20 protein-coding genes are annotated in these 15680 nt (G+C 60.2%); 19 read left to right on the top strand and 1 reads right to left on the bottom strand.

Annotated elements, in window-relative coordinates; all coding sequences use genetic code 11:
* The first annotated feature begins 78 nt into the window (after positions 1 to 78).
* Both FOI68_RS08195 and FOI68_RS08190 read left to right on the top strand, forming a co-directional pair.
* Positions 79 to 1278, top strand: a complete 1200-nt coding sequence (locus FOI68_RS08195) for an NAD(P)/FAD-dependent oxidoreductase (RefSeq protein WP_143862834.1) — start codon at positions 79 to 81, stop codon at positions 1276 to 1278.
* 99 nt (positions 1279 to 1377) lie between these two features.
* Complete coding sequence (locus FOI68_RS08190; protein WP_143862833.1) at positions 1378 to 2799, top strand: MBL fold metallo-hydrolase; 1422 nt, start codon at positions 1378 to 1380, stop codon at positions 2797 to 2799.
* 64 nt (positions 2800 to 2863) lie between these two features.
* Here FOI68_RS08190 and FOI68_RS08185 read toward each other — a convergent pair whose 3' ends face one another.
* On the bottom strand, positions 2864 to 4243 hold the full coding sequence (locus FOI68_RS08185) for a UDP-N-acetylmuramoyl-tripeptide--D-alanyl-D-alanine ligase (RefSeq protein ID WP_044899638.1): 1380 nt from the start codon (positions 4241 to 4243) through the stop codon (positions 2864 to 2866).
* A gap of 242 nt (positions 4244 to 4485) precedes the next feature.
* Between FOI68_RS08185 and FOI68_RS08180 the strand changes: the two genes are divergently transcribed.
* The 17 genes from FOI68_RS08180 to FOI68_RS08100 all read left to right on the top strand — a co-directional run bounded on the left by FOI68_RS08180 (position 4486) and on the right by FOI68_RS08100 (position 15361).
* On the top strand, positions 4486 to 4809 hold the full coding sequence (locus FOI68_RS08180; RefSeq protein ID WP_029097303.1) for a histidine triad nucleotide-binding protein: 324 nt from the start codon (positions 4486 to 4488) through the stop codon (positions 4807 to 4809).
* Positions 4810 to 4914: 105 nt separating this feature from the next.
* Positions 4915 to 5088 (top strand): 30S ribosomal protein S21, encoded by a 174-nt coding sequence (gene rpsU, locus FOI68_RS08175; RefSeq protein WP_029097302.1) that lies wholly within the window; start codon positions 4915 to 4917, stop codon positions 5086 to 5088.
* A 17-nt stretch (positions 5089 to 5105) separates the two neighbouring features.
* Complete coding sequence (locus FOI68_RS08170; RefSeq protein ID WP_029097301.1) at positions 5106 to 5552, top strand: GatB/YqeY domain-containing protein; 447 nt, start codon at positions 5106 to 5108, stop codon at positions 5550 to 5552.
* Positions 5553 to 5715: 163 nt separating this feature from the next.
* Entirely contained in the window at positions 5716 to 7059 is a 1344-nt protein-coding gene (locus FOI68_RS08165; protein WP_143862832.1) for an NfeD family protein, read from the top strand.
* Positions 7060 to 7066: 7 nt separating this feature from the next.
* Positions 7067 to 8074: a flotillin-like protein FloA gene (gene floA / locus FOI68_RS08160; protein WP_029097299.1), complete on the top strand. Its 1008-nt coding sequence runs from the start codon at positions 7067 to 7069 to the stop codon at positions 8072 to 8074.
* A 13-nt stretch (positions 8075 to 8087) separates the two neighbouring features.
* The gene (locus FOI68_RS08155) at positions 8088 to 8585 is read left to right on the top strand and encodes a hypothetical protein (RefSeq protein WP_143862831.1); all 498 of its coding nucleotides are present in this window, start codon (positions 8088 to 8090) and stop codon (positions 8583 to 8585) included.
* Between the two features lie 225 nt (positions 8586 to 8810).
* On the top strand, positions 8811 to 9008 hold the full coding sequence (locus tag FOI68_RS08150) for a sigma-70 RNA polymerase sigma factor region 4 domain-containing protein (RefSeq protein WP_035288527.1): 198 nt from the start codon (positions 8811 to 8813) through the stop codon (positions 9006 to 9008).
* Between the two features lie 166 nt (positions 9009 to 9174).
* Positions 9175 to 9459, top strand: coding sequence for a sporulation protein YqfC (gene yqfC / locus FOI68_RS08145; RefSeq protein WP_143862830.1), 285 nt, complete (start codon positions 9175 to 9177; stop codon positions 9457 to 9459).
* 43 nt (positions 9460 to 9502) lie between these two features.
* Entirely contained in the window at positions 9503 to 10717 is a 1215-nt protein-coding gene (yqfD, locus tag FOI68_RS08140) for a sporulation protein YqfD (RefSeq protein ID WP_143862829.1), read from the top strand.
* 38 nt (positions 10718 to 10755) lie between these two features.
* Entirely contained in the window at positions 10756 to 11730 is a 975-nt protein-coding gene (locus FOI68_RS08135; RefSeq protein ID WP_029097295.1) for a PhoH family protein, read from the top strand.
* A gap of 16 nt (positions 11731 to 11746) precedes the next feature.
* A complete protein-coding gene (gene ybeY / locus FOI68_RS08130) occupies positions 11747 to 12226 on the top strand; it encodes an rRNA maturation RNase YbeY (protein WP_035300066.1) in 480 nt (159 codons plus the stop codon).
* Between the two features lie 10 nt (positions 12227 to 12236).
* A complete protein-coding gene (locus FOI68_RS08125) occupies positions 12237 to 12620 on the top strand; it encodes a diacylglycerol kinase (protein WP_029097293.1) in 384 nt (127 codons plus the stop codon).
* Between the two features lie 116 nt (positions 12621 to 12736).
* On the top strand, positions 12737 to 13135 hold the full coding sequence (locus FOI68_RS08120; protein WP_029097292.1) for a cytidine deaminase: 399 nt from the start codon (positions 12737 to 12739) through the stop codon (positions 13133 to 13135).
* Entirely contained in the window at positions 13128 to 14042 is a 915-nt protein-coding gene (gene era / locus FOI68_RS08115) for a GTPase Era (protein ID WP_029097291.1), read from the top strand. Before FOI68_RS08120 ends, era begins: the two co-directional genes overlap by 8 nt.
* Before the next feature lie 91 nt (positions 14043 to 14133).
* Positions 14134 to 14286, top strand: a complete 153-nt coding sequence (locus FOI68_RS08110) for a YqzL family protein (RefSeq protein ID WP_081656408.1) — start codon at positions 14134 to 14136, stop codon at positions 14284 to 14286.
* Positions 14277 to 15029 carry a DNA repair protein RecO gene (gene recO / locus FOI68_RS08105; protein ID WP_029097290.1) on the top strand — a complete coding sequence of 251 codons (753 nt, stop codon included), beginning with the start codon at positions 14277 to 14279 and terminating at the stop codon, positions 15027 to 15029. Before FOI68_RS08110 ends, recO begins: the two co-directional genes overlap by 10 nt.
* A 137-nt stretch (positions 15030 to 15166) precedes the next feature.
* On the top strand, positions 15167 to 15361 hold the full coding sequence (locus tag FOI68_RS08100; RefSeq protein ID WP_044899634.1) for a hypothetical protein: 195 nt from the start codon (positions 15167 to 15169) through the stop codon (positions 15359 to 15361).
* Positions 15362 to 15680: the final 319 nt, after the last annotated feature.

Below are 15680 nucleotides of genomic sequence, written 5' to 3'. Positions count from 1 at the left end.
AGGGGGTTATCCGCGATAACAGTGGGAGTGAGGGGCAGAAGCAGGTGACGTTCCCTGTCACGCGGGAGGAGGATGACCATGTCCGGCACAGGACGTTATCGCGTCGTCATCGTCGGAGCCGGTTCGGCGGGCATTACCGTCGCGGCGAGGCTGCTTCGGGCCGAGAAGTCCCTGCGCGGCAGCCTGGCCGTGCTCGACCCGGCCGACAAGCACTATTATCAGCCGCTGTGGACGCTCGTGGGCGGAGGGGTGGCAAAAAAAGAAGCCACCGAACGGGAGATGCGCACCCTCATTCCCCGGGGAGCGGTGTGGATCAAGGACGCTGCCGCCGCTGTTCAACCCGGGAAGAAGGAACTGACCACCCGGGAAGGCAGGCGCATTTGCTACGAGTACCTCGTCGTGGCGGCCGGATTGGAGATCCGATGGGACGGCATTTTGGGCCTGCGGGAGGCCTTGCGGACAGACGGAGTGTGCAGCAACTATTCCTATGACTTCGTCGGGAAGACCTGGGAATGCATCCGCAGCTTCCGAGGCGGGACCGCCATTTTTACCCATCCCAACACCCCCGTCAAATGCGGCGGCGCTCCGCAGAAGATCATGTATCTCGCCGACGACTGCTTTCGCCGATCCGGGGTGCGGGACCAGGCGGAGATCGTCTTTGCTTCCGCCGATGCCGCCATTTTTCAGGTGAAAAAGTACGCGGACACCCTGGAAACCGTAATCGCCCGCAAACAAATCACAACCGCCTACCGGCGAAACCTGATCGAAATCCGGCCGCTGACCAGGGAAGCGGTCTTCGAGCATCTGGATACGGGCGAACGGGAAGTGATGCGCTACGACATGCTGCACGTCACCCCGCCGATGGGGCCGCCGGCGTTTCTCAGGGAAAGTCCGCTGGCCGACGCAGACGGATGGGCGGACGTCGACAAGCACACCCTGCAGCACAAGCGGTATCCCAACGTGTTTGCCCTGGGCGACTGCAGCAACCTCCCCACTTCCAAGACCGGGGCGGCGATCCGCAAGCAGGCGCCGGTCGCAGTGCAAAATCTGCTCGCCCTGATGCGGGGCGCACCGCTTGCCGCCCGGTACGACGGGTACACGTCCTGCCCCTTGGTCACCGGCTACAACAAGCTGGCGCTCGCCGAGTTCGACTACACCCTGTCTCCGAGGGAAACGTTTCCGTTTGACCAGGCCAAGGAGAGATGGAGCATGTACGTGTTGAAAAAAGACCTGCTGCCCGTCATGTACTGGAACGGCATGCTGAAGGGGAGGATGTGACTCGCGGACGTGGACACGAGCCGGGTTTGATGCCGGCAAAGAGAAGCGAGACAAGGGTGAAGGAAAGAATTCGCCCTGCTGCGGGAAGGAGTGGTTCGCATGCTGCTTCGCTACTTGTACGACGAGAAGCTGGCCCACGCCTCATACCTGGTGGGCTGCCAAAAAACGGGGGAAGCGATCGTGATCGATCCGGGGCGCGACGTCACGCCATGCCTTCGGGCGGCCCGAGCGGAAGGACTGCGGGTGGTGGCCGCGGCGGAAACGCACATTCACGCCGACTACGTGTCCGGTGCGAGGGAATGGGGTGTCCGCCACGGTGTCAAGCTGTACCTCTCCGGCGAGGGAGACGAGTACGGGAAGTACCACTACGTTGATCAGGTCGACCATCAACTGCTTGCAGACGGCGACCGTTTTTCGGTGGGCCATCTGCTGTTTACCGTCATGCACACGCCCGGACACACCCCGGAGAGCATCTCGTTCCTGCTGACGGACAGGGGGGGGAAGGCAGACAAACCGATGGGCATGTTTACGGGAGATTTTGTCTTTGTCGGGGATGTGGGCCGGCCCGACCTGTTGGAAAAGGCGGTGGGACTGAGCGGAACGGCGGAACAGGGAGCGCGGGCGATGTATCGCTCCCTGCAGCGCTTCAAGGCGCTGCCCGACTATCTGCAGGTGTGGCCCTCCCACGGCGCCGGGAGTGCATGCGGAAAAGCGCTGGGCGCCGTGCCGTCGTCCACGGTCGGCTATGAAAAGCTGTACAACTGGGCGCTTCAATGCGACGACGAGGAGGTGTTTGTCCGGGCGCTGTTGGACGGCCAGCCGGAGCCGCCTCCCTACTTTGCCGTCATGAAACGGGTAAACAGGGAAGGGCCCGCCCTGCTGGACCAACTGCCCGAACCGCGCGCGGTAGCGGCGGAGGAACTGCCCGTTTTGCTCGCCGGCGGAGCCCGCGTGCTGGACACAAGGCCGTCCCAATCGTTTGCCAGCGGACACATCCGGGGAACGCTCAACATCCCGTACAACAAGTCATTTACCACCTGGGCCGGCTGGCTGGTGGACGATACGCGTCCGCTCTATCTGATCGCCGCTCCGGAGGATCTGTCCGGCATCCTGAGCGCCCTGCGCTCCATCGGCATCGACAACGTGGCCGGCTGGACCGATGTTCGCCAGGTGCGGGAGCGGGCCGAGCTGGACCGGTATCTGGAAGCGGCCCCTGCTGCGATCGCCGACGAGGTGATGAGGCGGGAGGTGCTGGTGCTGGACGTGCGCAATCAGGACGAATGGGACGACGGTCACATTCCCGGGGCCCTGCACATCATGCTGGGAACCCTGCCGCGCCGCCTCGCCGAGATTCCTGCGGAGAAGCCGATTCTCGTGCAGTGCCGCTCCGGCGCCCGCTCGGCGATCGCCGCCAGCATCCTCAAGGCCCACGGCTTTTCGCACGTCATCAACCTGAGCGGCGGTTATCTGCAATGGAAAAAAGAGGGAAGGCCGCTCGTCCGGCCCAATCCGGGGAACTAGAAAAAAGGAGCCTCCTGAAGCGAGGCTCCCTTGCTGTTTTTCGCGATTGCCGTACCAGTCGCGGTCACGCGTGATCTTCCAGCGCCTGAAGCAGCGTCCACATCTCCATGCCTTGCGACGCCTTGAACAGAAAGGCGTAACCGGCGTCGCGAAGCGGGAGGAGCGTTTCGACCGCTTCCGCCTTGGTCGGGAAGTAGCGCTTTTCCCCCTCGTACGCGTCGTACAGGTGGCGCGCCTGGTCGCCGACGGCCACGAGCAGTTCGATGCGGTCGCGGTAGCGGTTGGCAAACGCCCCCACCTGGGCGTGCATGGCCGGGCTGTTCTCGCCGAGCTCAAACATGTCGCCCAGGACCAGCACCTTTTTCCGCTCGGGGAACAGCTCCGCAAACGTGGAGATGGCCGCTTCCATCGACGAAGGGCTGGCGTTGTAGGCGTCGTTGATGTAGAGCGCGCCGTGGGCGGACGCGATCCGTTCGAAGCGCATGGCCGACAGGCGCACCGTCGCCAGCGCGCGGACGATCTCCTCCGTTGTCATGCCGAACCGGCGGGCGATCGCCACTGCAGGCAGCGCGTTCAGCACGTTGTGCGTGCCGAAAAGCGGCAGGAACGCCTCGAAGCGCTCCCCGTCCCGGAAGCGGACCTCAAAGCGCGTCCCGTCGTCTTCGGACCGGATGTTCTCCGCCCAGATGTCGGCCGGTGCGCTGACGGAGTAGTACATGATGCGGCCCGGATAAAGCGGTGCCACCTTGCGCAGGTATTCGCTGTCCCCGTTCAGCAGCACAAGCCCGTCCGGATCGGTGTGGGGCAGCAGTTCCGCCTTGGCGAGCGCGATTTTCTCCCGCGAGCCGAAAAACTCCATGTGGGCTTCGCCGATGTAGGTAATCACGCTGATCTGCGGCTTGACCAGCGAGGCGAGCAGGTCGATTTCGCCGGCGTGGTTCATGCCCAGCTCCAGCACGGCCGCCTGGTGGTGCTCCTCCACCTGCAGCAGGGAGTAGGGAACGCCCAGGTGGTTGTTGAGGTTTTTGTAGGTTTTGTAGATGGCAAACCGGCTTTCCAGCAGGTGGGCGACGATGTCTTTCGTGGTCGTTTTGCCGTTGCTGCCGGTGATGGCCACAAAGGGTATGGAAAAGGGCTTGCGGTACGCCGCCGCCAGCTTTTGAAACGCGCGCAGCGTGTCGTTCACCAGAATCAGGCCAAATCCGGCCGGCAGGCTGTCCGGCACCTTTTGTTCGTTGGAGATGATCGCCGCCCGAGCGCCTTTTTCCGCCGCCTGCAGGAGAAAGTCGTGCCCGTCCCGCGCTCCGGCGATCGCCACGAACAAGGCGCCCGGCGAAAGCTGCCGCGTGTCGAAGTGAACGGATGTCACGGGCAGGCCCGGATCGCCCGCCAGCAGCAGTCCTTCCGCCATGACGGCCGCTTGTCCCAGTGGAATCTCTCTCATATGCCCAGTCCCCTTTTCATCGATTCGTTTTCGATCGTGGAAACCACGAAGTCATGCTATCACTCCTGTCCGGCCGCGGCAAGGAAAAAATGGCGGTTCGCCATTGCAAACAGCCAAAGCGGTCGGCTATCATGGAACTATCATGCGGACAGGCTGCGGCTGCCGCCAGCCGGGCGGCCAGGGCCGCGTCACTTATACATACAGGATGAACGCCTGCAATATGTTGAAAACGGAGGATAGCGATGGAAAAAAGCATTTTTACCAAGATCATGGACAAAGAGATTCCGGCCCGCTTCGAATACGAGGACGAGCACGTCATCGTCATCCACGACATCGCCCCGAAAGCGCCGATTCACCTGCTGATCATCCCGCGCAAGCCGATTCCCACGCTGATGGACGTGCAGGAAGAGGATCTGCCGCTGATCGGCCACATTCACCGCGTGGCGCAAAAGCTGGCCGAAAAGCTGAATGTGAAGGGCTTCCGGCTGATCAACAACTGCGGCAAGGAAGGCGGCCAAGAGGTATTCCACATCCACTACCACTTCCTGGCCGGCTTCCAAGAATAAGTTGGAAAGAAAGGTTGACCTGCCTTGCTTTTCTGTCCTATAATGAAGTGTGACAGTCTGTTGGTAACAGGCGTCCCACGGTTTTAGCGGAGGGAGGGAAGACAGATGGCAGAAGTTCGAGTCAAGAAAAACGAGTCTTTGGAACAGGCACTTCGTCGCTTCAAGCGTGAGAGCGCCAAAGCAGGGGTTATGGCGGAACTGAGAAAACGCCGCCACTTCGAAAAACCCAGCGTTCGCCGCAAGAAAAAATCCGAAGCAGCTCGCAAGCGCAAGTACTAATTGACGGAGGGCTCATCATGAGTGTAATGGAGCGACTCGATCAAGATATGAAGCAAGCGATGAAGGACAAAGCTGCGCTGAAACTCTCTGTTATTCGCATGGTGAAAGCTGCGTTAAAGAACGAAGAGATTAGTAAAGGTAGACTGTTGTCTGAAGACGAAGAGCTGACCATCTTGACTCGCGAGTTAAAACAGCGCCGTGAATCCCTCCAGGAATTTGAAAAGGCGGGTCGTGACGACCTCGCCGCCAAAACACGAGAGGAAATCGACGTGCTCTCCGCGTATCTGCCCGCTCAATTGAGCGAGGACGAACTGCGCGGCATTGTACGGGACGCGATCGCCGCCACCGGAGCCTCCTCCAAAAAGGAGATGGGCAAGGTGATGGGGGCGATCATGCCGAAAGTAAAAGGAAGAGCCGACGGTGCCCTCGTGCAAAAGATTGTATCTGAGGAATTGCCATCGTAATGAGGAACAACCTCATATAGATACGAACCGAAAGACTCAGTCCCACGCGGCTGGGTTTTTCTTTTTGGCGCGAAACATGAAAAATCATGAAACGGCCGCGAACCTGACCCGTATACCTTAGTAGCCATTCGCTGAGGCTGTATAAGGAAAGGAGGTGGACGCGATGAGTGTGTCACGGATCGCTTCCCGTCCCTTGCGCCTGCTGCTGGCGTTCCTCTGCGTGGCCGCAGGGCTCGCCGGTCTGCTGGCGGGAAGTCCGGCTGCTGCCAAGCCGTATCACAAAGCGGTCTGGATTCCCGTGGAGCACGAGATCGAGCGGGGGCTGGAAAGCTTTCTGCAGCGGGCGTTCGCCGAAGCAGAGAGCAGGGGCGCGGACCTGATCGTGCTGCACATCAACACCCCCGGCGGAGAAATCAATGCGGCCGACTCCATCGGCCAACTGGTCAGACAGTCTCCGATCCACGTGGTGGCCTACATCGACAACCAGGCGTTTTCGGCCGGCACCTACATCGCCCTGAACGCAAACGAAATCGTCATGACCCCGGGCAGCAGCATCGGTGCGGCGACGCCGATTGACCTGGCGGGCAACGCCGCCGACGTGAAAATCGTCTCCGGATGGGCAAACAAGATGGAGTCGGCGGCCAAGCTGAACAACCGCAATTCCGACGTGGCCCGGGCCATGGTGGAAATCGACCGGGAGTTTCCGGGGCTGAAGCCGAAAGGCACCGTTCTTTCCCTGGACGCCGAGCGGGCCAAGCAGTTGGGCTACGCCGACCAGGTTGTGGCCAACAAGGAGCAGCTCCTCGCGTATCTGGGCGTCAAGGCGGATGAGCTGGAAACGATTGAACCGACAGTCGGCGAGCGGGTGGCCCGTTTCGTCACCAGTCCGGTCGTGATGAGTCTTCTGTTGATCATCGGCCTGGTGGGCATCGTCGTCGAGCTGTTCGCGCCCGGGTTTGGCGTGGCCGGCACGATTTCGTTGTGCGCCTTTGGCCTGTACTTCTTCGGCCATTACGTGGCGGGCTTCGCCAATTGGCTGCACATCGGCCTGTTTGTCTTGGGCATCCTGCTGATGATTTTGGAGATCTTCGTTCCCGGCGCGATCGTCGGCGCGCTCGGTTTCGTCAGCATCGTCACCGGCCTGGTCATGGCTGCCTACGACACGCAGCAGGGGCTTGCGTCGCTGGGGATCGCCGTCCTGGTCACGGTCATCGTCGCCTTCGTGCTGATCAAAAAATTCGGCATCAAAGGGCTGGTCAGCCGGTTTGTGCTGGGCGACGTGCAGCGCAATGAAGCGGGCTACGTGGCGCCCAAGGACCAGCGGGACCTGCTGGGTAAGGCGGGCATCGCCCTGACGCCGCTTCGCCCGGCCGGCGTGGTCAAGATCGAGGGGCGGCGCATCGATGCCGTCAGCGGGGGCGGATTTATTGCCGCCGGCACCTCCATCGCCGTGGTGCAGGTGGAAGGCACCCGCGTCGTCGTGCAGGAACAAGAACAAAAGGAGTAGATGATTCATGCTGGAAAGCGGATTGATTCCCCTTATTTTTATGGTGGCAGTGGCGATCGTCGCCCTGTCGATCTTTTTCTCGTTCGTCCCGGTGATGCTCTGGATTTCCGCGCTGGCCTCCGGTGTGCGCATCGGCATCATCACGCTGGTGGCCATGCGGCTGCGCCGCGTGATTCCCTCGCGCATCGTCAACCCGCTGATCAAGGCGAGAAAAGCGGGGCTGGAGCTTGACACGAACCAGTTGGAAAGCCACTACCTGGCAGGCGGCAACGTAGACCGCGTCGTCGATGCGCTGGTGGCCGCGCAGCGGGCTGACATTCCGCTGGGCTTCGAGCGGGCCGCCGCGATTGACCTGGCGGGCCGCGACGTGCTGGAAGCGGTGCAGATGAGCGTAAACCCGAAAGTGATTGAAACCCCGGTCGTCGCCGCCATGGCCAAGGACGGGATCGAGGTGAAGGCGAAGGCGAAGGTGACGGTTCGCGCCAACATCGACCGACTGGTTGGGGGCGCCGGCGAGGAAACGATCATCGCCCGTGTCGGCGAAGGGATCGTGACGACGATCGGTTCGTCCGACTCCCACAAAGACGTGCTGGAAAATCCGGACCGCATCTCGCAAACCGTGCTGAACAAAGGGCTGGACGCCGGTACGGCGTTTGAAATCCTCTCCATTGACATCGCCGATGTGGACGTGGGCAAAAACATCGGGGCGCAGCTCCAAACCGACCAGGCGGAAGCGGACAAACGCATCGCCCAGGCGAAAGCGGAGGAGCGCCGCGCGATGGCGGTCGCCCAGGAACAGGAAATGAAGGCGCGCGTCGTGGAGATGAAGGCCAAGGTCGTGGAAGCCGAGGCGCAGGTGCCGCTCGCGCTGGCCGAAGCCCTGAGAAGCGGCAAAATGGGCGTAATGGATTACTACAACCTGCAAAACATCTCCGCCGATACGCAAATGCGCCAGGCATTCGGCGCCACCGGCGACAAGCAAAAGTCCGACCTGCCTGACCAAGACCACGAGTAAGAGGCGATAGCCGATGGACGATCTTTTTGACGTGTTGGTTGAACTGCTGGGATGGGTTCTGCCTCTCCTCGGCAAGTTCTGGGTTCTGATCCTGGGGTACCTGGGCTACCTGCTGTTTGGCAAACAAGCCAGACGAGGGCGAAAAATGACCCAGGGAAAACAGCAGCTCCCACCGCTCACCCCGGTGGACGGCGGCGGTACCGTACGTCCCATGGAAACGCGGCCGGAACGGCGCATGGTGGTGCGGCAGGAACCCCAGCCTGCGCCAATGGAAGAACGCACCGCAGAACCGGAATGGCTGGAAGAGGAGAGGCGCGCGCCGCTGGCGAAAGCGGAGGCGGCACCAGCCGCCCAAGCCGTTGGGTCCGGCGAGGCGGGCCATCCGTCCCGGGGAGAAGGAGCACCGGAAACGCCGACTGCTCTCGATCCCCGGGAAGGAATGAAGTGGGCGATCATTTTCGGTCCGCCCCGGGCCAAAAGCCGGCCCCTTCCCTTCCGCCGCAGCCTTTGACGCTTGCGCGAAACAGACAGGCGAACATTCCCGTTCGCCTGTTTTTTTTTCGCAAAAACGAACCCCGCTGTCCTCTTGCTCTCCACGATGGGGGAGCCGTCCCTGGCTTGTCAACGCTTTTTGTCGAAAGAAATCGAACATCTGGTCTTGTGCCCCAAGTCCCGGTTGACTATTCTTGATCTAGAGACAAACTCTGGACATGAATGGTGAGGGGTAGAGCGGCGAATGGACCGACAGGCACTGGAGAGGATGAGCAAGTTTCGCCAAAAGGTGATCCGGCTTGTCATCTATGAAAGAAAATCGATCTATGAAACGGCGATCGCCTGCGGATGTACGGCAGAAAAAGTAAAGCGCGTGATCAAGAAGTGGAAGGCCCTTCAACGGTACGGAACGCCTTCTCCCACCGACGAACAGAAGACCTGACGGGACGAGCCCCGACGCTTGCGGAAGCGAGTGTCGGGGCGATTTTCTCTGCATGATTTTCTCCCCCCGCCGCATACGGTTATAGAAGAAGGGCGCACCGGGCACCCGGACTGGCTTGGAGGGGATGCATTCCGGCGCAGCAGCGCCAGTAAAGGGGGGCTTGCTCATGAAGCGATGGGGCCGCCGTCTGCGCCATCTGGCCGTGGGAGTGCTGGATCTGCCGCAAGATGTGGTGTTGGAAGTCCCGCGCATCACGATGATCGGCCATCTGCAAATGTATATCGAAAACCACCGCGGAGTTCTCCACTTTAGTGAAAAAGAGCTCCGCTTGCTGTTGACCAACGGGCAGCTGCTCATCACCGGGGAACAACTGGTGATCCGGGCGATCCTGCCGGAGGAAGTCCTGTTGGAGGGGCGCATCGGCGGCGTCAGGTTTCTGGAAAAACCGTAGTAGACGTTCCGGCGACAATACCTGGGAAAGTGGGGACGGGCACATGCGCAATGGATTGCAGGAATGGATGGACGGCTATATCACGATCACCGTCCGTGGAAAGCGCTTTGAGCGAATGCTGAACATGGCGGTACGGGAAGGCATCCGGATCTGGAACATCCGCAGAGTGGGGCAGGAGGTGGGCCGCTGCGACATCCTGATCCGCGATTATTTCCGCCTGCGGCCGTTTTTAAAAGAGACAGGCTGTCGCCCCCACGTGGAACGGCGGGGCGGGCTGCCTTTCTGGCTGGTCCGGCTGCGCCGGCGGGCCGGTCTCGTCATCGGCGCGTCTTTGTTTTTGGTCGGATTGTACATGCTCTCCTCGTTCGTCTGGGAGGTGGAGGTGCGGGGAGTCAAGCAGATGCGCCCGGAGGCGGTGAGTATGGCGGCGGCACAGCTCGGGATTAAAGAAGGGGTGTGGAAGGCCAAACTAAAAGAATCGCACGTGCTGCAGCGGGAACTGCTGAACTTGCTGCCGGAGGCGTCCAGGGTCATCGTCGACATTCAGGGCACCAAGGCGATCATCCAGGTGGTAGAGAAAGAAGAGCCGGAAAAGCCGGTCCCGCCCAGTCCGCGACACCTGGTCGCCAAGAAGCGGGCGGTTGTGCACACGATTTTGCCGGAAGCGGGCAGAAGCATGGTGAAAGTCAACCAGTTTGTGGAAAAAGGGCAGCTGCTGATCTCCGGCATTATCGGCAACGAGGCCCGGCAAAAGGCGGTCGCCGCCCGCGGCACGGTAAAGGGGGAGGTGTGGTACGTCAGCAACATTTCGATTCCGCTCACCCAGGTGCACTACCGCTTGACCGGCGAACGGCAGCAGAAGCAGTACCTGCTCGTCGGCCCCTACGCCGTGCAGGTGTGGCCGTTCAAGGAGCAGCCGTTTGCGCAGGCCGAGTCGGCCGAGGAGCGCTTCCAGCCGTCGTATGCGGGCTTTACGAGTCCGATCGGCTGGAAGACGGTCACGCAGGCGGAGGTGCAGCCGGTCCGGCGGGAATTGAGCATGGACGAAGCGCTGGCGGCCGCCAAGCAGGCGGCCCGGGAGGACGTGCTGCGGCAGGCGGGCAAGGATGCCGTGATTCAGGACGAAAAAGTTTTGCACGCGAAGAGAGAGAATGGTAAAGTTTATTTGAGTATTCATTTTTCCGTTATTGAGGACATTGCCGTCGAGCAGCCGATTCTGGGCCTGCCCCCGGCTCCCAATGCAAACGGCAATCCGTAACGCATTGCTGACAACCGCTGCAAGGAGATGGAAGCCTGTTGCACGTACAAGAAGAGGTAAAAATTCCGTTTGCTGACGCATCGGAAGCGTTGATGCTGTTCGGCCCCCACGATGCGTACCTCAAATTGATCGAGGAAACGACCGCGGCAAAAATCATGACGCGCAGCGGTGAGCTGGTCATCAGCGGCGAAAAGGCCGAGGTGGATAAGCTCTCCCGCTTGTTTGCCGTCCTGCTCCAGTTGATCCGGCGGGACATCGCCCTGTCCGAGCGCGACGTCTCGTACGCGCTGCAGTTGGTAGAACGGGGAGAAGCGGAACAACTGCTGGACGTCTACGACGAGGAAGTGGCCCGCACCCAAAAGGGCAAGCTGATTCGCGCCAAGACGCTGGGACAGCGCCACTACCTGTCCGCCATCAAGCGGCACGACATCGTGTTTGGCATCGGGCCGGCCGGTACCGGCAAAACCTACCTGGCCGTGGTCATGGCGGTCAACGCGCTGAAAAACGGACGGGTCAAGCGCATCGTGCTGACGCGCCCGGCCGTGGAGGCAGGGGAGAGCCTCGGCTTTTTGCCCGGCGACCTGCAGGAAAAAGTGGACCCCTATCTGCGTCCGCTCTACGATGCCTTGTACGACATGCTGGGCACGGAACAGGTGGCGAAAATGATGGAGCGCGGGCTGATTGAAGTGGCCCCGCTGGCATACATGCGCGGGCGAACTCTGGAAGACTGCTTCGTCATCCTGGACGAAGCGCAGAACACCACGCCCGAACAAATGAAGATGTTCCTCACCCGTCTGGGCTTCGGCTCCAAGATGGTGATTACCGGCGACGTGACCCAGATCGACCTGCCCAAAGGGAAAAAATCGGGCTTGCGGGAAGCGGAGCGCATTCTGGCCCCGATCCCCGAAGTGGCGTTTATCCGCTTCCAGGAAGCGGACGTGGTGCGCCACAGCCTGGTGCAGAAGATCATCGAAGCGTACGCCAAAGACGAAATCGACCACAGCTACCGGTAAAGGAGATTGGGTACCCGTGCTATCCGTAGAAATTCTTCACGACGAAATCGAACCGATCGACGAATCCCTGCAGGACCTGATCGTCCGCTGCCTCGAAGCGGCTGCCGAGCGGGAAGGCGTGGACGGCGAAGTGGTGGTGACGCTGGTGGACAACGAGCGCATCCACGAGCTGAACCGCCAGTACCGCGGCGTCGACCGTCCCACCGACGTGCTGTCGTTTGCGATGAACGAGTCGGGAGAGGGAGAGTTGGACATTTATATAGACGAGGAAGAGTTGGACGCATTCCCCAACATGCTGGGGGACATTGTCATCTCCGTTCCCAAGGCGAAGGAACAGGCGGCGGAGTACGGACACTCGCTCGAACGGGAACTGGGTTTTCTCGCTGTTCACGGTTTTCTCCATCTGCTCGGGTACGACCACGGCACGGAGGAAGAGGAGAAAGAGATGTTTTCCCGTCAAGAAGCGGTACTGCAGCAGATTGGCTTGACGAGGTAGGCGATTGCGTTTGAAAGAGTGGCGCCGTTTGGTCAGCAGTTTTTCCTATGCCCTGCAAGGCATAGCCCATACCGTGAAGACACAGCGAAACATGCAAATCCACGTCGCCTTCGCCGTGCTGGCGCTGGCGGCGGCGTGGTGGCTGCGCATTCCCCGCGGCGATGTTTTGCTGGTCTTTTTTTCTATCGGTCTGGTGTTGGCGCTCGAGCTGGTCAATACCGCCCTGGAGGCGGCGGTCGATCTGGCCTCCCCCGACTGGCACGCGAAAGCGAAAACGGCCAAGGACGCCTGTGCCGGCGCCGTCCTGGTGGCGGCTGTCCTGTCCGTCGTGATCGGCGTCGCTGTTTTCGGCCCCCCGCTCTGGGGAAAACTCTCCGTGTGGCTAACGGCGTAACAGGAGGGGCGGCCTGATGAGGATCGACGGCACCGCCCGCACGCCGGCGGGCGCCGCGTGTTTGCTTCACCCACCACACATGCTGAGATCTGCGAGGGAAACGAGTGATGATGAACATGGATAAGCAAGCCCTGCTGGAGCAGGCGAAAGAAGCGAGAAAGCTGGCGTATGTGCCGTATTCCCACTTTCCCGTGGGGGCGGCTCTCTTGACGGACAGCGGCAAGGTGTATCTCGGCTGCAATATCGAGAACGCGTCCTACCCGCTGTGCAACTGCGCGGAGCGGACCGCGCTGTTTAAGGCGTATTCCGAAGGGGATACCACCTACAAGGCGATCGCCGTGGTGGCTGACACGCCGCATCCGGTTTCTCCCTGCGGCGCGTGCCGGCAGGTGATGGCGGAGCTGTGCCCGCCCGACATGCCGGTCATTCTCGCCAACATGAACGGCGACGTGACGGAAACAACAGTATCCGCCCTGCTTCCAGGGGCGTTCACCAAGGAGGATCTACGTGGATAATCGCACGAAAAAAGGCTTCAAATCCGGGTTTGTCTCCATCGTGGGCAGGCCTAACGTGGGGAAATCCACGCTGTTAAACCACATCGTCGGCCAGAAGATCGCGATCATGTCCAACAAACCGCAGACGACGCGAAACAAGATTACCGCCGTCTACACGACGGAGCAGGGACAGGTCATCTTCCTCGACACGCCGGGGATTCACAAGCCCAAGTCCAAGCTGGGCGACTACATGGTCGCCGTCGCGGAAAACACGCTCAACGAAGTGGACCTGGTGCTGTTTGTCATCGACGCCACGGAAAAGCGGGGGCCGGGCGACGAGTACATCATCGAGCGGCTCAAGCAGGTGAAAACACCTGTCTTTCTGGTGATCAACAAAATTGACAAGGTGCACCCGGAGGAACTGCTGCCGATCATCGACGACTACCGGAAGCTGTACGAGTTCAAGCAGATTATCCCGATCTCCGCTCTGGAGGGGAACAACACCGGTCCGCTGATCCAGGCAATCTTTGACGAGATGGAAGAAGGGCCGATGTACTACCCGCCCGACCAGGTGACCGACCACCCCGAGCGCTTTATCGTGGCCGAACTGATCCGGGAAAAGGTGCTGCATCTGACCCGCGAAGAGGTGCCCCATTCGATCGCCGTGACCGTCGAAGAGATGAAGCGGGGCGAAAACGGCAAGACCCTGTACATCTACGCGGCCATTTACGTCGAGCGGGATTCGCAGAAAGGCATCCTGATCGGGGAGAGAGGGCAGATGCTCAAGGAAATCGGCCGCCGCGCCCGTCTGGACATCGAGCGGCTGATGGGGGACAAGGTGTATCTGGAACTGTGGGTCAAGGTGAAAAAAGACTGGCGCAATCAGGAACGAATGCTGCGCAATTTTGGTTTTTACGACGAAGACTAGCGGTGTCAATTTTTCCATGGCATAGAAAAACGGGCGCAGGTGAATCTAAGAAGGAAGTGGATACAGCCGAAACAAGAAAGGATGATGCTTCATGCTTCGTGACTTTTCTTGGAGTTATTTCGCTTCGACCGGTGACATCCATGCTTACCTTCTCTACAGAGAACACCTTCAAACGACTGCCGACGAGGAGGCCGCGTTTGAGTTCGCCCAAAAGGAACCGGGTGAAACGCACGCATGCTTGTAAAGTGGGAAGGGATTGTCATCCGCAGCGTGGACTATGGAGAGTCCAGCAAAGTGGTGACGTTGTTTACGCGGGAGCATGGCAAGGTGGGCATCATGGCCCGCGGCGCGAAAAAGCCGAAAAGCCGCTTGGGGGCCGTCTCCCAACTGTTTACCCATGGATACTATCTGTGCAAGGCAGGACCTGGAAGCGGCATGCCCGACCTGTCCCAGGGAGAGATCGTGGAGTCGTTCCGGGACTTGCGGCAAAACCTGGCGGCCACGGCTTATGCCGCGTACATAGCGGAGCTTTTGGACCGGTTGACGGATGAACGGGAAGCCAATCCTTTTTTGTTTCACATGCTGCTGCTGTTGTTTCGCTATCTGGACGAAGGCAGGGACGCGGAGATTCTCTGCCGGATTTTCGAGACGAAAATGCTGCGGGTGGCGGGCATTGCCCCGCATCTGTCGGGATGCGCCAACTGCGGGGCGGAGCGGGAGCCTTATGCGATCAGCGTGTCGCAGGGGGGACTGCTCTGTCCCGTCTGCCTGCCGCAGGACCCGTATGCGATTGCCGTCTCCCCGTCGGTCTGGAAGCTCCTCCGCCTGTTTCAGGTGTTTGACCTGGAGCGGCTGGGCGAGATCGAGGTGAAGCCGTCGACGCGCAGCCAGCTCAAACACGTGCTGCGCAGCTTTTTGGACCAGCATCTTGATCTGCGGCTGAAAAGTCGGGCGTTTCTGGATCAGATCGAGAACATCGGTTTGTAGAGAGCACAACACAAGAAGCGTTCCGGATCACGATGAGCAGAGTTGCAACGCGAACTCTGCTTCTATTTTTGGGCATTCGTTTACGCAACATGCGAGGGGAAATCGTGGCGAACTAAACGCGAAAGGGGAAAATCACCATGTCAAATAAATACCTGGTGTTCCTTGTGTTATCCCTGTCGCTGTTCATCATCTGTGCAGCTTGCGGTACCCATGTAAACGGCGGCGGAGAGGATTCGGTTACGGGCAGGGTTGAATTTGTCGTGAGCGGGACGTCTGACGGCGGCAGTGCAATCGCGTTGCCAAACGCAAAGGTACCCAACGATCCGCATTGACATCCGTTTTGCTTTTCGCTATGATAAGTACCAAATGTGATACCGACCGTTGCTGTGAAGGAAAGGAGTAGTCGGCCGCTGGCTGAAAGAGAAGGCGTCGCGCCTTCTCGCGTAGCGAACCGGGGAGGGTGGAAGCCCGGTAGTCATGTCGATGAACGGCGTTCCGGAGCAAGGTGAACAGCAAAAGTGGACGAAGCGGCTGGCATGCCGATTCGTCAAGTAGGGTGGAACCGCGGGAAATCCTCTCGTCCCTACACTGTGGAAGTCACGGTGTAGGCGGCGGGAGGTTTTTTTGCTGAATCAGCGAGGAGTGGCTTTT

This window comes from Brevibacillus sp. LEMMJ03 (assembly GCF_007197875.1).
Classification (GTDB): domain Bacteria; phylum Bacillota; class Bacilli; order Brevibacillales; family Brevibacillaceae; genus Brevibacillus; species Brevibacillus thermoruber.
This window is presented reverse-complemented; position numbering and strand designations above follow the sequence as displayed.

Coding starts and splice junctions, on each gene's coding strand:
- FOI68_RS08195 (WP_143862834.1), top strand. CDS start 79: ATGTCCGGCACAGGACGTTATCGCGTCGTCATCGTCGGAGCCGGTTCG.
- FOI68_RS08190 (WP_143862833.1), top strand. CDS start 1,378: ATGCTGCTTCGCTACTTGTACGACGAGAAGCTGGCCCACGCCTCATAC.
- FOI68_RS08185 (WP_044899638.1), bottom strand. CDS start 4,243: ATGAGAGAGATTCCACTGGGACAAGCGGCCGTCATGGCGGAAGGACTG.
- FOI68_RS08180 (WP_029097303.1), top strand. CDS start 4,486: ATGGAAAAAAGCATTTTTACCAAGATCATGGACAAAGAGATTCCGGCC.
- rpsU (WP_029097302.1), top strand. CDS start 4,915: ATGGCAGAAGTTCGAGTCAAGAAAAACGAGTCTTTGGAACAGGCACTT.
- FOI68_RS08170 (WP_029097301.1), top strand. CDS start 5,106: ATGAGTGTAATGGAGCGACTCGATCAAGATATGAAGCAAGCGATGAAG.
- FOI68_RS08165 (WP_143862832.1), top strand. CDS start 5,716: ATGAGTGTGTCACGGATCGCTTCCCGTCCCTTGCGCCTGCTGCTGGCG.
- floA (WP_029097299.1), top strand. CDS start 7,067: ATGCTGGAAAGCGGATTGATTCCCCTTATTTTTATGGTGGCAGTGGCG.
- FOI68_RS08155 (WP_143862831.1), top strand. CDS start 8,088: ATGGACGATCTTTTTGACGTGTTGGTTGAACTGCTGGGATGGGTTCTG.
- FOI68_RS08150 (WP_035288527.1), top strand. CDS start 8,811: ATGGACCGACAGGCACTGGAGAGGATGAGCAAGTTTCGCCAAAAGGTG.
- yqfC (WP_143862830.1), top strand. CDS start 9,175: ATGAAGCGATGGGGCCGCCGTCTGCGCCATCTGGCCGTGGGAGTGCTG.
- yqfD (WP_143862829.1), top strand. CDS start 9,503: ATGCGCAATGGATTGCAGGAATGGATGGACGGCTATATCACGATCACC.
- FOI68_RS08120 (WP_029097292.1), top strand. CDS start 12,737: ATGGATAAGCAAGCCCTGCTGGAGCAGGCGAAAGAAGCGAGAAAGCTG.
- FOI68_RS08110 (WP_081656408.1), top strand. CDS start 14,134: ATGCTTCGTGACTTTTCTTGGAGTTATTTCGCTTCGACCGGTGACATC.
- recO (WP_029097290.1), top strand. CDS start 14,277: ATGCTTGTAAAGTGGGAAGGGATTGTCATCCGCAGCGTGGACTATGGA.
- FOI68_RS08100 (WP_044899634.1), top strand. CDS start 15,167: ATGTCAAATAAATACCTGGTGTTCCTTGTGTTATCCCTGTCGCTGTTC.